This is a genomic window from Heliomarina sp. (assembly GCF_052826185.1).
The window spans coordinates 249,392-263,327 of sequence record NZ_JBRBUI010000055.1 but is presented as its reverse complement, the minus strand read 5'-3'; the positions used below and the strand labels follow the sequence as shown (position 1 = coordinate 263,327).

Annotated in this window: 11 protein-coding genes; 3 read left to right on the top strand and 8 right to left on the bottom strand. The window is 58.7% G+C overall.

What is annotated here, in order from left to right:
• Nucleotides 1-33: 33 nt before the first annotated feature.
• From proB to ACU0FH_RS24110, 5 genes are all read right to left on the bottom strand, one after another.
• Nucleotides 34-1,140 carry a glutamate 5-kinase gene (gene proB / locus ACU0FH_RS24130; RefSeq protein WP_446197220.1) on the bottom strand — a complete coding sequence of 369 codons (1,107 nt, stop codon included), beginning with the start codon at nt 1,138-1,140 and terminating at the stop codon, nt 34-36.
• Entirely contained in the window at nt 1,128-2,162 is a 1,035-nt protein-coding gene (gene obgE / locus ACU0FH_RS24125; protein ID WP_446197219.1) for a GTPase ObgE, read from the bottom strand. Before obgE ends, proB begins: the two co-directional genes overlap by 13 nt.
• 135 nt (nt 2,163-2,297) lie before the next feature.
• Nucleotides 2,298-2,840, bottom strand: coding sequence for a GNAT family N-acetyltransferase (locus ACU0FH_RS24120; protein ID WP_238371348.1), 543 nt, complete (start codon nt 2,838-2,840; stop codon nt 2,298-2,300).
• A 134-nt stretch (nt 2,841-2,974) separates the two neighbouring features.
• Nucleotides 2,975-3,244 (bottom strand): 50S ribosomal protein L27, encoded by a 270-nt coding sequence (gene rpmA, locus ACU0FH_RS24115; RefSeq protein ID WP_446197218.1) that lies wholly within the window; start codon nt 3,242-3,244, stop codon nt 2,975-2,977.
• A gap of 11 nt (nt 3,245-3,255) precedes the next feature.
• A complete protein-coding gene (locus tag ACU0FH_RS24110) occupies nt 3,256-3,891 on the bottom strand; it encodes a 50S ribosomal protein L21 (RefSeq protein ID WP_446197217.1) in 636 nt (211 codons plus the stop codon).
• A 388-nt stretch (nt 3,892-4,279) separates the two neighbouring features.
• Between ACU0FH_RS24110 and ACU0FH_RS24105 the strand changes: the two genes are divergently transcribed.
• The 3 genes from ACU0FH_RS24105 to ACU0FH_RS24095 all read left to right on the top strand — a co-directional run bounded on the left by ACU0FH_RS24105 (nt 4,280) and on the right by ACU0FH_RS24095 (nt 11,519).
• Nucleotides 4,280-5,416, top strand: a complete 1,137-nt coding sequence (locus ACU0FH_RS24105; protein ID WP_446197216.1) for an efflux RND transporter periplasmic adaptor subunit — start codon at nt 4,280-4,282, stop codon at nt 5,414-5,416.
• A gap of 68 nt (nt 5,417-5,484) precedes the next feature.
• The gene (locus tag ACU0FH_RS24100) at nt 5,485-8,604 is read left to right on the top strand and encodes an efflux RND transporter permease subunit (protein WP_446197215.1); all 3,120 of its coding nucleotides are present in this window, start codon (nt 5,485-5,487) and stop codon (nt 8,602-8,604) included.
• A gap of 182 nt (nt 8,605-8,786) precedes the next feature.
• Entirely contained in the window at nt 8,787-11,519 is a 2,733-nt protein-coding gene (locus ACU0FH_RS24095) for a PAS domain-containing protein (RefSeq protein ID WP_446197214.1), read from the top strand.
• A gap of 195 nt (nt 11,520-11,714) precedes the next feature.
• Here ACU0FH_RS24095 and phoB read toward each other — a convergent pair whose 3' ends face one another.
• Genes phoB through pstB form a run of 3 tightly spaced genes read right to left on the bottom strand, consistent with a single transcriptional unit; the run spans nt 11,715 to nt 13,935 of the window.
• Nucleotides 11,715-12,404: a phosphate regulon transcriptional regulator PhoB gene (gene phoB, locus ACU0FH_RS24090; protein ID WP_238371352.1), complete on the bottom strand. Its 690-nt coding sequence runs from the start codon at nt 12,402-12,404 to the stop codon at nt 11,715-11,717.
• A 12-nt stretch (nt 12,405-12,416) separates the two neighbouring features.
• Complete coding sequence (phoU, locus tag ACU0FH_RS24085) at nt 12,417-13,121, bottom strand: phosphate signaling complex protein PhoU (RefSeq protein ID WP_088634505.1); 705 nt, start codon at nt 13,119-13,121, stop codon at nt 12,417-12,419.
• A gap of 16 nt (nt 13,122-13,137) precedes the next feature.
• Nucleotides 13,138-13,935 (bottom strand): phosphate ABC transporter ATP-binding protein PstB, encoded by a 798-nt coding sequence (pstB, locus tag ACU0FH_RS24080; RefSeq protein ID WP_446197213.1) that lies wholly within the window; start codon nt 13,933-13,935, stop codon nt 13,138-13,140.
• Between the last annotated feature and the right edge of the window lies 1 nt (nt 13,936).

The window sequence follows — 13,936 nt, the reverse complement described above, 5'->3', positions numbered from 1 at the left end:
CTCCGGCGGGGATATTTTTAACCCAAAGAAGGGTCATAGCGCCATATCATCGCGGTGAATCAGCGCCGCGCGGGCGGGGTAACCAAGCAATTCCTCGATATCCGCGGAACGGCAACCCTTGATACGGTCGGCTTCGACATTGGTATAGCGCGCCAGTCCCTGACCGAGGGGCTGACGCGACGCATCGAGGATAAGAACCGGGTCGCCACGTCCAAACCTGCCGGATACGCCGGTCACGCCAGCAGGCAACAGACTTTTTCCTTCGTCCAGCGCGTTGCCTGCGCCCGCGTCGATCACGATTTCGCCGCGCGGTTTCATCGCCGCGATCCAGCGCTTGCGCGCCGTTCTCGGGTCATCCTGCGCTGCGAACCAGGTAGAGGGTGCCCCGTCCTGCAGCAGGCGCAGCGGATTGTGCGCGAAGCCGTTCGTGATGGCCATATCGCAGCCACCCGCTGTTGCCACCTTGGCTGCCATGATCTTGGTCTTCATGCCGCCCTTGGAGAGGCCCGAGCCTGCGTCGCCTGCCATCGCCTCGATTTCGGGGGTGATCTGGTCGATCCGGTCAAAGCGCTTTGCATCGGGATCCTGAAGCGGATTGGCCGAATAGAATCCGTCGACATCGGACAGCAGAACCAACCGATCGGCACCAACCGTTACAGCAACCTGCGCCGCCAGCCTGTCATTGTCGCCGTAGCGGATTTCATCCGTCGCAATGGTGTCGTTTTCATTGACGATTGGAACGACATTCAGACCGAGAAGCGTACCCAGCGTGGCGCGGGTGTTGAGATAGCGGCGTCTGTCAGCGCTGTCCTCGAGCGTGACGAGCACCTGGGCCGCAGTGATTCCATGAGGTGTGAGCGCCTCTTCGTAGGCGCGGGCCAGCCGAATCTGTCCGACGGCGGCAGCGGCCTGTGACTGTTCCAGTGCCAGCGTGTTGAGACCGAGTTTCAGCACGCCGCGTCCCAGAGCAATGGAACCGGAGGAGACGATCAAGACATCCACACCCTGCCCGCGCAGCCATGCCACGTCATCGGCAAGCGCATGTAACCAGTCGGAACGCAAATCACCACTCGCACGGTCAACCAAAAGGGCGGAGCCTATCTTGACGACTACGCGCGTCGCCGGGATCAGGGACGCCACTCGGTTTCCTCCGGTTCGGGGTTCTGGCGCAAGCGGTCCTCATCAATTTCCGCACGAAGGGCACGCAGGACTTCGGTGACGCCTTCGCGACTGACACCCGACATCATCATCGGCGTTGAACCGCAGGCTTCGGCCAAGGCGTCGCGCGCGGCTATGCGCTCTTCGTCGTCCAGCGAGTCAATCTTGTTAAGCGCGGTGATGCGCGACTTGTAGGCGAGGTCACCGCCATAGGCTTCGAGCTCGTCGATGATCGTCTGGTAATCGGCCGCGATATCCTCGGATGTTCCATCGACAAGATGCAACAGCACCGAACAGCGTTCCACATGGCCGAGAAAGCGGTCACCGATGCCGCGGCCTTCGTGCGCACCCGCAATGAGCCCCGGGATATCCGCCACCACGAATTCAACATTGTCGACGCCCACAACGCCGAGATTGGGGTGCAGCGTGGTAAAGGGGTAATCCGCGATCTTGGGCCTGGCGTTGGACGTTGCCGCAAGGAAAGTCGATTTGCCAGCATTCGGAAGACCGAGCAAACCGACATCGGCGATCAGTTTTAGGCGCAGCCACAGGGTACGCTCGACGCCTTCCTGACCGGGATTAGCGCGGCGCGGAGCCTGGTTGGTCGAAGATTTGAAATGGAGATTGCCCCAGCCACCGTTACCGCCGCGCGCCAGTTCGACACGCTGACCGACCTCGGTCAGGTCGGCGATGACGGTTTCTTCGTCCTCGTCGAGGATTTCCGTGCCAACCGGAACGCGCAGCACGATGTCGTCGCCGTCCTTGCCGGTGCGCTGCCGTCCCATGCCGGGTTGTCCTGACTTGGCGAAAAAATGCTGCTGGTAGCGGAAATCGATCAGCGTATTGAGGCCGTCGACAGCTTCGGCCCAGACCGAACCGCCCTTTCCGCCATCGCCGCCATCGGGGCCGCCATATTCGATGTACTTTTCGCGGCGAAAGCTGACGCAACCGCCCCCGCCGCCACCGGAGCGGATATAGACCTTTGCGAGATCGAGAAATTTCATCGCGTATCGTCCATTTCTTCCGCGTTCGAGGCGGATTTATCGGATCGGCCTGCCGTTCTCAAGCTGTGCTGAAACAGGCAGACCATTTATCCGGATGTTACAGGACCGGAATGCGACGTGATCTCGCTGTCCGGTCTATCCTTTCAGGGTTCGGCTATAGGTCCAGGTCGCGACCGTCGCCCCCCGGGATACAGAATAGCTTTCGGCATCGCCGAGATATTTGAAACCGCAATGGGTCAGGACCTGAGCCGAGGCCGGGTTGTCCTGGAACACGCTGGCGAACATGGTCGAATTCTGCATCGGATTCGCCTCGATCAGCGCTTGCACGGCTTCAGAAGCCAGACCGGTATTCCAGTAGATCGGCGCGACCCAGTAGCCGACTTCAGATTGGTTGCGGTCCATACGTTTCAACGCGATCAGACCCATCACCTCGGCCCCACCGGATTTGGTCGCGTCCATGGCCCAGATATCCTCGTCCCGGTTATCCGCCATGCCACGCGCTACGAAAGCCTCGGTACTGCCCGGTGGCAGAGGATGCGGGATCGACGTGGTCATCGTCGCGATACGCTTGTCGCTTGCGTAGAGTTCAATGAGACCTTGATCCGAGCGGCGCAGCGGGCGCAGGTCGAACCGTTCCGTTTCAATAACCGGTTGATTTATTATCTGATCCAATTTCATTTTGTGATCCTCCTCCGGGTCACATATCGCGGCCGCGTAACAAATCTTCCCCCCTGTTACCCCGCCGGATTAAAACGGGAAAAGGGACCGGCGTTTTCGCCGATCCCTTGAATTTTCCCAATTCGGGGTACGGCTTACTCAGCGGCCTCCGCCACTGGGAGAACCGAAATAAAGGTGCGTCCCTTGAGACCCTTGTGAAAGGTCACAGCGCCGTCAGTCGTCGCAAAGATCGTGTGATCCTTGCCCAGAGCAACACCCTCGCCCGGCCAGAACTTGGTGCCGCGCTGACGCACGATGATGTTGCCTGCGATAGCCGACTGGCCACCGTAGAGTTTCACACCAAGGCGGCGACCGGCAGAGTCGCGACCGTTACGGGAGGAACCGCCTGCTTTTTTATGTGCCATGCTTTCTCTCCTTAGCCTTTAGCCAGTTCTTTGGCCTGTTCGATCCAGCCTTCACGCTCGATACGGCCTTTGAACGACAGTTTCTCGTCCATATCAGCTACATCTGCGTCCGTCCATGCAGCGATCTGTGCAAAGGTCGTGATGCCAGCTTCGAGCAGCTTCTTTTCAAGCGCCGGGCCAACACCCGAGAGCTTTTTCAAGTCGTCTGCGCCGGATGCGGTGGCCGCTTTTGCGGGCTTGGCCTTTTCCTTTTTCGGAGCCGGTGCAGCGGCAGGAGCCGAAACGCTTACGGAACCGGTGCCGATGGCAGCCTTGACGTCCGATTTTTCTGCGCCCGATGCCAGGATGTCAGTGATCTTGACGAGGGTCAGCTTCTGACGGTGGCCCTTTGTGCGCTTGGACGAATGCTTACGACGGCGCTTTACAAAGTGGATGACCTTGTCACCCTTGATCTGATCGATGATCTCGGCCTGTACACCGGCATCCGCGACGAGCGGAGAACCGACAACAGGGCTGTCACCGCCCAGCATCAGGATTTCGTTGAACTGGACTTTTTCGCCAGCGTCTGCAGCCAGACGTTCAACGCGGAGCATATCACCCGCCTGAACCTTGTACTGCTTGCCGCCGGTCTTGATGACCGCAAACATGCGTCTTTCCTTTTCGTTGCCGCATCCTGTGGTCCCCGTTAGGGTGTTTTCGATCCCTGATGGAAATCAGCGATCACCTCGGACAGCGCGCCCTTTAATTGGGCGAATGAATAACAAACCCGGCACGAACGGTTCGGCCAGGTTCGGCGCTTATGACCACAAAGGATCGTTATGTCAACCGGTCAAACCCATCCATGTTCGCCGGAAATTCTTAGGGTCATCTGCCGCAATTTTCGGCATCGAGGCCCTGTGCAAATTTGAGCAATAATATCTATCAGGATGCAAGTGTTGACTTTGCGGTATTGCTGAAAGAATACCAAAAATCGCAGTGCACCATCGATGCACAAAGTATGCACGATCTGTACACCGTTTCAGAGGCTTTTTCCTTATGATCAGAAATACGACCTTTAGGGCCTTGGCTGCGTCTTTCGTGCTTGGCAGCGTTCTGGCCGCCGGCGATGCGCTGGCCCAGAATGCCGCGCCGACCGTGACCGTAGTGACCCTTGCGGCCGAAGACGTAACCTTGACGACCACCCTGCCCGGTCGCGTCAAGGCGTCTGAGCAATCCGAAGTCAGACCGCAGGTCGTGGGTATCATCACCGAGCAACTCTTCAAGGAAGGCGAAACCGTCGAAGCGGGTGACCCTCTCTACAAGATCGACCCGGCCACATACGAAGCCGCCGTTGCGCAAGCCAAGGCGTCGGTCAATGCGGCACAGGCACAGCTTGATGCGGCCGAGCGTGACGAGCAGCGGATCGAAGCGCTGGCCGCCCGGAACGTCAGCAGCCAGCAGGCGCTTGACGACTCCATCACGGCCCGCGATTCCGCCCGTGCCCAACTGGAAGTCGCGCGCGCGCAGCTTCAGAGTTCGCAGATCGAACTTGACAAGACGACGATCCACGCGCGCCTGTCGGGCGAAATCGGGCTGTCGATGACAAGCCGGGGTGCGCTGGTGACCAACGGACAAGCCGATCCCCTGACTGTCATCCGGGTGATCGACCCGGTGTTCGTCGACGTGACCCAGTCCGCTGCCGATTTGCTGGCCTGGCGCCGTCAACAAAAGAGCGAAGTGACGGAGTCCAGTGGCGCCGCCGATGTCACCCTGATCCTTGCCGATGGCACGGAGTACGAGCACGCCGGACGCCTCACCGCTGCCGAGCCGCACGTGGACGAGCAGACCGGGGTCGTTCTGCTGCGTATGAGCTTTGCCAATCCTGACAAGCTGCTGCTTCCAGGCATGTACGTTCAGGTCAACATGCCGACGACCGTTGCCCGGGATGTCATATTGACCCCACAGGAAGCGGTTAGCCGGGATCGCCGCGGTCGTCCGACGGCGCTTGTGGTCAACAGCGAGAACGTGGTCGAGCTACGTAATCTCGAAATCCTGCAAGATCGGGGCTCTGACTGGGTTGTCGCTTCGGGTCTGGAAACCGGCGACCGCGTGATCGTCGAAGGCCTGCAAATTGTGGCACCGGGTGCAACGGTCAATGCCGAAGAGCGCGAAACCCCTGCGGAAACAGAATAATACAAATCGAACACGCGTTAGCCGACATACACTGATCCCACCTGTTGCCTGACTGACCGGAGACCACCATGGCTCGCTTTTTCATAGACCGCCCGATTTTTGCTTGGGTCCTTTCGATCATCGTCATGGGGATTGGTCTCTTGTCGATGGTGACGCTCCCGGTCGCACAATATCCCGAAATCGCGCCTCCTTCGGTGTCGATCAACGCGAATTATCCCGGTGCTTCGGCAGAAACCGTCGCCAACACGGTCACGCAGGTGATCGAACAGCAGATGACCGGATTGGATGGGCTTCGCTATATTTCGTCGAGCTCGACCTCTGCCGGGACCGCGACGATTACGCTGACCTTTGAAACCGGCACCGATGCGGACATCGCGCAGGTTCAGGTTCAAAACAAGATGGCGCAGGCCACCTCTTCGCTTCCCGAACAGGTGCAGCGACTGGGGGTTTCAGTCAGTAAGTCATCGTCTGGCTTCCTGATGGTGATCGGGCTTATTTCGCCCGATGGAACGTTCCAGCAGGAAGACCTTTCGGATTATCTCGTCTCGACCATGGTCGACGACCTGAGCCGGATCGAAGGCGTTGGCAATGTACAGGTCTTTGGCGCCCAATACGCCATGAGGATCTGGCTCGACCCCTCCAAGCTGGCGGCCTATGAACTTACCCCGTCTGACGTGGTTGCAGCCGTTTCGGCAGAGAATGCGCAGATCTCGGCTGGCGCATTCGGCACCTTGCCGACAGTCGATGGCCAACAACTTAACGCGACCATCACCGCGCAGTCGCTGCTGCAGACACCGGAAGACTTCCGCCAGATTGTCCTGCGGGCCGAAACTGACGGCGGACTCGTGCTGCTTCAGGACGTGGCCGAGGTTGAGATTGGCGCCGAAAACTATGCAACCATCGCGCGCTACAATCGCGGACCGGCTTCAGGGATGGCGATCAACCTCGCCCCCGGCGCAAACGCGCTTGATACGGCGGAAATGGTCAAGGAACGGGTCGAGGAATTCTCGCAGTTCTTCCCGGAAGGCATGGATTACGTCATTCCTTTCGACACCACGCCGTTCATCGAAATTTCAATCGAGGCCGTGCTGCATACGTTGATCGAAGCGATCGTGCTCGTCTTCCTTGTGATGTTCCTGTTCCTTCAGAACTTCCGCGCGACGCTTATCCCGACACTTGCCGTTCCTGTCGTTCTTTTGGGGACGCTTGGTATCATGGCTGTCTTGGGCTTCAGCATCAACACGCTGACGATGCTGGCGATGGTGTTGGCGATTGGTCTGCTTGTGGATGATGCCATCGTCGTTGTCGAAAACGTCGAACGGATCATGGAAGAGGAAGGGTTGTCACCGCTTGAAGCGACGCGCAAATCTATGGACCAGATTACCGGCGCATTGATCGGCATCGCAGTGGTGGTTTCAGCCGTTTTCGTGCCGATGGCCTTTTTTGGCGGCTCGACCGGCGTGATCTACAAGCAATTCGCGATCACCATCGTTTCGGCGATGGCGCTGTCGGTTTTCGTGGCACTCACACTCACGCCGGCACTCTGCGCCGCGATCCTCAAGCCCAAGGCGCATGGTTCTGGACGTCTTTTCCGTCCGTTCAACCGGTTCTTTGACTGGCTGACACGAGGCTACAGCGGATCGGTCGGCTGGCTGGTCCGGCGTCCGTTCCGCGTGGGCGTGATTTACCTGATGCTGGGCGCTGCGGTGGTCTTTCTTTTCATGCGCACGCCGACCGGGTTCCTGCCTGACGAGGATCAGGGCATCCTGTTCACGCTTGTACAGGGTCCGACCGGCGCGACCGCAGAACGCACGCTGGACGTCGTCAAACAGGCTGAAGACTATTTCCTCGATCAGGAGGGCGACGCGGTCGAGTCCATGTTCGGCGTGGTCGGTTTCAGCTTTGCCGGACAAGGGCAGAACATGGGACTCGCATTCGTCCGGCTGAAAGACTGGAGCGAACGGGAAGATCCGTCGTTGAGCGTCCAGTCGGTCGCTGGTCGTGCATTTGGTGCGTTTCAGGGTATCCGGGATGCGATGGTGTTCCCGATCGTGCCCCCTTCGGTTATCGAACTTGGCAACGTTTCGGGCTTTGATTTTTACCTTCAGGCGCGAGGCGGTCAGACGCACGAACAATTGTTGACGGCGCGCAACCAGATGCTGGGCATGGCGGCGCAAAGCCCGCTGATTGCATCTATGCGGCCGAACGGCCTTGAGGATGCGGCACAGTACAATCTTGATATCGACTGGCGCAAAGCCGGTGCAATGGGGGTTTCCGCAACCAGTGTCGGCAATCTGCTGAATATTGCCTGGGCTGGAAGTTATGTGAATGACTTCCTCGACCGTGGACGGATCAAGAAAGTTTATGTTCAGGGTCAGGCTGATTCACGGACCGCGCCCTCGGACATCGCGAAATGGCGGGTACGCAACGCAAGTGGCAGTCTTGTGCCCTTTTCAAACTTTGCGACCGGCAATTGGACCTACGGCCCACAGGGTGTAATCCGCTACAACGGCGTTCCTTCGATGCAACTTCAGGGGTCTCCAGCACCCGGCGTGAGCTCGGGCGAAGCCATGGCCGAGATCGAGCGACTCGCCCAGCAACTGCCCCCCGGCTATGCCGTCGCCTGGACCGGCTTGTCGCTGGAAGAACGCGAATCCGGTTCGCAGGCTCCGTTCCTTTATGCGCTTGCTCTGGCGGCCGTTTTTCTCGCCCTCGCCGCGCTTTACGAAAGCTGGGCCATTCCAGTGGCGGTCATGCTTGCAATGCCCATTGGTGTCCTTGGTGCGGTCGGTAGCGCTTGGATTGGCGGTTTCGACAACGGTGTTTTCTTTCAGGTCGGGTTGCTCACGGTGATCGGTCTTACCGGCAAGAACGCCATCATGATCGTGGAATTCGCCCGTGATCGTTACGAGAGCGGCGAAAATTTCTGGGATGCAGCGACCCATGCGGCAAGGCTGCGTTTCCGCCCGATCATCATGACCTCTATGGCTTTCTCGCTTGGCGTACTGCCGCTGGTACTCAGCTCGGGGGCCGGTGCAGGCGGGCGGACCGCGATCGGTACCGGCGTTCTTGGCGGTACGATTACCGGTACCGTGCTGAACATCCTGTTCGTGCCGGTCTTTTTCGTGGTGGTCAGCCGCATCGCTTCGATGGGCTCCAGACGGAAAGAAAAAGCCAGCACCGCCTGAATTATCTAGGGTGAAAGAGTTATTGGGAAACGCGCGTCGAAAGACGCGCGTTTCTTTTTTTTTGCGAGGGTCTGATCGCCACTTCCTGGGGGCTAATGGAAAGTATTCGTTAACGACGTTTGGGTATCCAGCCAGAGACGCGCGCAAACGAAGTCGTGCCATCCAGAAGGACTGCCCAGTTCATGCCGATAACCCTATCGCCTGACGACACCATCGCTCTGGCCGGGGCGATTGCAGACCAGATGTACCTCCTTCGTATTGACCCAAAGAGCGGCTGCATTCTGGAATGTAACGCGATGGCCGACACCCTTGCACCGACCGGACGTGCGGAAGGGGCGATGGTGATGGATCTCATCGGCCCGGAAGGCGCTTGGGAAAAAACACTGGCCGTGATGACGCAGGATTCTTTGGTCAAGGTCCGCCTGCCCCTCGTCGATGATCCGACCCGTGTTCTTACGGGCGTGCTGCACAAGGATCCGCTGGGCAATCTGATATTGGTCGCGCAGGAGGAACCGACTGGCTCGCCGCTTGCGCTGCAGCGGATCGCGGCGCTGGAAAAGGGTCGGGCCATTGCCGAACTGGACACGGATGGCAGGATCATCGAGGCCAATGGCCCGCTTTACCTGCTTGCGGGGCGCGACCACGATGAGTTGATCGGAGCTTCGCACGAAGCGCTTTGGGCCGATGAGCCGGAAACCGGTACGCAGTGTCGCAAGACGTGGGCGGAGCTGTCCCGGACCGGTTCCGCGAAATCCGTTCTCGCCATGTCATCCCCCGATGGCGAAACAAGGCAGGCCGAGGCTTTTTACCGGCGGCTGAATAGCGGAGAATTGCATTCAGACCGGGTCTTGCTCTGCATTTCCGCTATGGATGACACCGGCAAAGCGGAGCGACAGGCTCGCCGGTTGAAAGCTTTGGACCTTTGCTGTCCGCAGATTGAATACGACCTCAAGGGCCGGGTTATCCACGCCAATAGCCGTTTTCTGGATCTGATCGATTACGATATCGACGATATCCTTGGCCAATCGCACAGGCTGTTGTGCGACAAGACGCTAACAAAGACGAAGGAGTATCGCCAGTTCTGGTTGGATCTTGCTTCGGGTCAGTCGAAATCGGGTGAATACCTGCATGTCCGTCGCGACGGTGAGGTGATCTGGCTGCGGGCGTCTTTTGTGCCGATTGTCGGAGCGAATGGAGAACACGAGAGCGTGCTATGCTGTGCGACCGATGTTACAGCGACGCGTTCCCTTGTCGAAGACCTGACAGGCGAGATTTCAGCATTTGGCGACGCGTTCCCTTCGGTTCAGCTGGATCAAGAATTGCGAGTATTGAGCGCGAATGAGCAATTCTTCGCGCTGACAGGATATATCGAGGCAGGTGCGACGTGCCTGTCACTGGACGATCTGTTTGCAGAGAATACGCAAAAAGATCTGGCAACCGCAAATGAGGATATTCTGCGGGGTAAGGTATTTTCGCGCAGTTTTTTTCTGACAGGTGACGGCGGGACATTGTTCTGGGTCGACGCAGTCTTCCTTCCTAGACTGGACGCGGCTGGCGCCGTTTCGTCGGTCAGAGTGATTGTGATCGATAAGACCTGCCTGCAGAGATCGGCTGTCGCCTTTGAATGCATCAACGAAGGACTGAAGCGGGTTCATGCCGTCGCTGAAGTGGACCCGGAGGGCATAGTGACGGCCGCCAATGAGCGGTATTTGGAACTTACAGGCTACCCGGATCAGGCGAGTGCGGTCGGTAAGAGTTATCTATCCGCTGAGTCCAGGGAAAGGAACAATATCGAATCGTGGTCTTGCCTGAGACAGGGTCCCGTGGAAAATGGTGAAATTCGGATCCAGGCCAAGGACGGCGACGAAATTCTAACGAGGGCCATGCATATTCCCGTGCTGGACTTGAAAGGAAGGCTCGAGAAGATCTTGGCCATCGTAGCCGATATCTCCGCAGAGACAGCACTGGCGGCGGACCAAGCCAGCCAACTGGCCGCCATTGACCGGGCCGAGGTGATGGCCCGCCTCGACCTGACGGGCAAGCTGTTGAGTTTGAACACCAATTTCGAGCGCGTGACGGGATATTCGCAGGTAGAGTTGTTCGGCCAGCACCATTCGACCCTGTGCTCGGCTGACCGCGTCCGTTCACAGGAATATCGAGATTTCTGGATTGAACTTCGAGCCGGAAAATTCCAATTCGAGAAGGGTCACTATGCCGGCAAATTCGGTCACGATGTTTATCTGCAGTCGGTCTATGCACCGATACTGAATCATGACGGTGAACCGGTCGGCATCGTGATGTTTGGCTATGACGTGACCGACCAGGTCGAGTTGGAACAGAAGATTACGGCGAAGGCCTCAAAACTGGGCAAGATATTCGGCGAACTGGGTCAGTTCAACGACCAGCTGGCAACATCGACCTCCAACGCATTTGTTCTGACCAAAGACGCGCGGAACAGTGCTGATACGGGACTTGATGCCTTGACCAACGCGATTGCGTCGATCGAGCTGATCCAGCGATCCTCAAGCGAGATCTCGGACATCGTGTCGACTATTTCCGAGATCGCCAACCAGACCAATCTTCTGGCCTTTAACGCCGCCATAGAAGCCGCGCGCGCGGGCGAGCACGGGATCGGATTTTCGGTTGTCGCCGACGAAGTTCGCAAACTGGCCGAGCGCAGTTCCACTGCGGCCCAGGACATCACGAGGTTGATCTCAGGATCCGTCGAGCGGGTGCAGACAGGCACCGACCATTCGCAAGCCGCAAAGACCGCTTTCGAAGCGATCCTTGACGGCGTGGATAAGACAAGCGATGCGCTCGGAAGGATCTCGGCAGCGGCACGACAGCAGGAAAACATGGCAGCCAGTATCGCGGATCTTGTCGGGCAGTTGTCCGAGGTGGATAAGACACCATAACGAATTGAGGGGCCGTGAACGTCTCACCGTCAAGCAGGGCGTTGGAACCTTACCTTACGCGTTGCTGCCGGCCAGCATTACGAGATTGTCCGCGCGTGTGACGGCATTCATCACAGTTCGCCCGAATGATCCAAGCAAAAATACGTGGCCGTTTGTGGCCACGTCTTTCGTTTTATTGCACTGCCAATTGATTCTTCAGCCGAGGGCGTAACCTGCCCCGCGTACGGTGCGGACCGGGTCCGGACCCCCATGCTGGGTCAGTGATTTGCGAAGACGGCCGATGTGCACGTCGACGGTGCGGGTATCGACGTAAATGTCGCGCCCCCAGACACGGTCCAGCAGTTGTTCGCGGCTCCAGACGCGACCCGGCTTTTCCATGAAGGTGGAAAGGAGCCGAAACTCGGTCGGGCCAAGCTTGAGCGGTTTTTCCGAGCGGCTGACCTTGTGGGTTTCGGCGTCGAGTACGATGTCGTCGAACTCGAGCCGCAGACCGACGGTCGCGGGGCGCACCCGGCGCAGCTGCGAGCGGACCCGGGCCATCAGCTCGATCACGGAATAAGGTTTCACCACGTAATCGTCGGCACCGGTTTCGAGCCCCCGCACGCGGTCGACCTCTTCGGAACGGGCCGAGAGCATAATGACCGGAATACCGCGGGTTTCTGGACGGATTTTGAGCCGGCGGCAGACTTCGATGCCGCTGAGCGTTGGCATCATCCAGTCCAGCACGATGATGTCGGGCATGTCCTCGTCTACGAGCAGCAGCGCCTCATCGCCGCTGGCGGCCCGTATCACGCGGAACCCTTCGGCTTCGAGATTGTAGGCCAGCACTTCGCGCTGTGCGGGTTCGTCCTCGACGACCAGAACTGTGGGTTGGTTGGCAGTCATGGCTTACGGTTCCTAAATTGCGGTTTCCGACGTCGTGTCCGCCTTGGGGCGGTCTTCCTCGGGCCGTTCGCCGGACACCAGATAGACCACCTGCTCAGCGATGGATGTCGCGTGATCGCCCATCCGTTCGATGTTCTTGGCGATGAAGTGCAGGTGCATGCAGGGCGTGATGTTGCGCGGGTCTTCCATCATGAAGGTCAGGAATTCGCGGAACAGTGCGTTATACATCTGGTCAACTTCGCGGTCCTGCTGGATCACGTCGGCGGCCAGTTCGGCGTCACGATGGATATAGGCATCCAGCGCGTTCTTGAGCATCATCTCGACTTCGCGCGCCATGCGGCGCAGCGCGGCTGGACTACCGGTTACCGACGGCATCTGGGTCAGGATGCCGGTGCGCTTGGCGATGTTCTTGGCATAATCCCCGACGCGTTCGAGATTGCCGCTGATCTTGAGCACCGAGAGAACCACGCGAAGGTCAACAGCCGTCGGCGCGCGCAGCGCGATAAGACGCGCGGTGTCTTCGTTGATGAGTTCTTCGAGGCCGTCGATGGCTTTGTCGCCAAGGCGCACCTGCTCGGCCAGTTCCTCATCGCGGGTTTCGAGAGAGAGCGCCGAGTTGCGGATGGCGGCTTCGACCATGCCGCCCATTTTCATGATCCGCGCCTGAATGGCTTCGAGGTCGCGGTCGAAGGCGGAGGCGATGTGCTGGTCTTGCATGATACAGGACTCCTTTTCAGCCGATACGGCCGGTAATGTAGCTTTCCGTGCGCGGATCTTCGGGATTGGTAAAGATTTGACCCGTCTCGCCGAATTCGACGAGATTACCGAGGTGGAAAAAGGCGGTTTTCTGGCTGACGCGGGCGGCCTGCTGCATCGAGTGGGTCACGATGACTACCGAATAGTTGGTCCGCAGTTCGTCGATCAGTTCCTCGACCTGGGCCGTGGCGATCGGGTCGAGCGCGGAACAGGGTTCGTCCATGAGAAGCACTTCGGGTTCGGTCGCGACGGCGCGCGCAATGCAAAGACGTTGCTGCTGGCCGCCGGACAGACCGGTGCCGGGCGCGTTCAGGCGATCTTTGACCTCGTTCCAGATAGCGGCGCGACGCAGGGCGCTTTCCACGATGTTGTCCAGATCCGCCTTGTTCTTGAACAGGCCGTGAATCCGCGGGCCATAAGCGACGTTGTCATAGATCGATTTCGGGAACGGGTTCGGTTTCTGGAATACCATCCCCACCTTGGCGCGAAGCTGCACCGGATCGACCTTGCGATCATAGATGTCTTCGTTGTCGAGAAGGATCGTGCCTTCGACCCGGCAGACATCGATGGTGTCGTTCATCCGGTTCAGGCAGCGCAGGAATGTCGACTTGCCACAACCGGACGGTCCGATAAACGCCGTGACGGTCTTGTCTTCGATCTCGACATCCACATCCTTGATCGCGTGCGTGTCGCCGTAATAGACCTGAACCCCGCTGGCCGAGATCTTGATATCCTGGGTGTTCACTTTTTTCTCCACAGAGGTCATCTGGTTCATG

Excerpts from the sequence above, each read along its gene's own strand:
- obgE (WP_446197219.1), bottom strand. The coding sequence starts at position 2,162 with ATGAAATTTCTCGATCTCGCAAAGGTCTATATCCGCTCCGGTGGCGGC.
- ACU0FH_RS24120 (WP_238371348.1), bottom strand. The coding sequence starts at position 2,840 with ATGAAATTGGATCAGATAATAAATCAACCGGTTATTGAAACGGAACGG.
- rpmA (WP_446197218.1), bottom strand. The coding sequence starts at position 3,244 with ATGGCACATAAAAAAGCAGGCGGTTCCTCCCGTAACGGTCGCGACTCT.
- ACU0FH_RS24110 (WP_446197217.1), bottom strand. The coding sequence starts at position 3,891 with ATGTTTGCGGTCATCAAGACCGGCGGCAAGCAGTACAAGGTTCAGGCG.
- ACU0FH_RS24105 (WP_446197216.1), top strand. The coding sequence starts at position 4,280 with ATGATCAGAAATACGACCTTTAGGGCCTTGGCTGCGTCTTTCGTGCTT.
- ACU0FH_RS24100 (WP_446197215.1), top strand. The coding sequence starts at position 5,485 with ATGGCTCGCTTTTTCATAGACCGCCCGATTTTTGCTTGGGTCCTTTCG.
- ACU0FH_RS24095 (WP_446197214.1), top strand. The coding sequence starts at position 8,787 with ATGCCGATAACCCTATCGCCTGACGACACCATCGCTCTGGCCGGGGCG.
- phoB (WP_238371352.1), bottom strand. The coding sequence starts at position 12,404 with ATGACTGCCAACCAACCCACAGTTCTGGTCGTCGAGGACGAACCCGCA.
- phoU (WP_088634505.1), bottom strand. The coding sequence starts at position 13,121 with ATGCAAGACCAGCACATCGCCTCCGCCTTCGACCGCGACCTCGAAGCC.
- pstB (WP_446197213.1), bottom strand. The coding sequence starts at position 13,935 with ATGAACCAGATGACCTCTGTGGAGAAAAAAGTGAACACCCAGGATATC.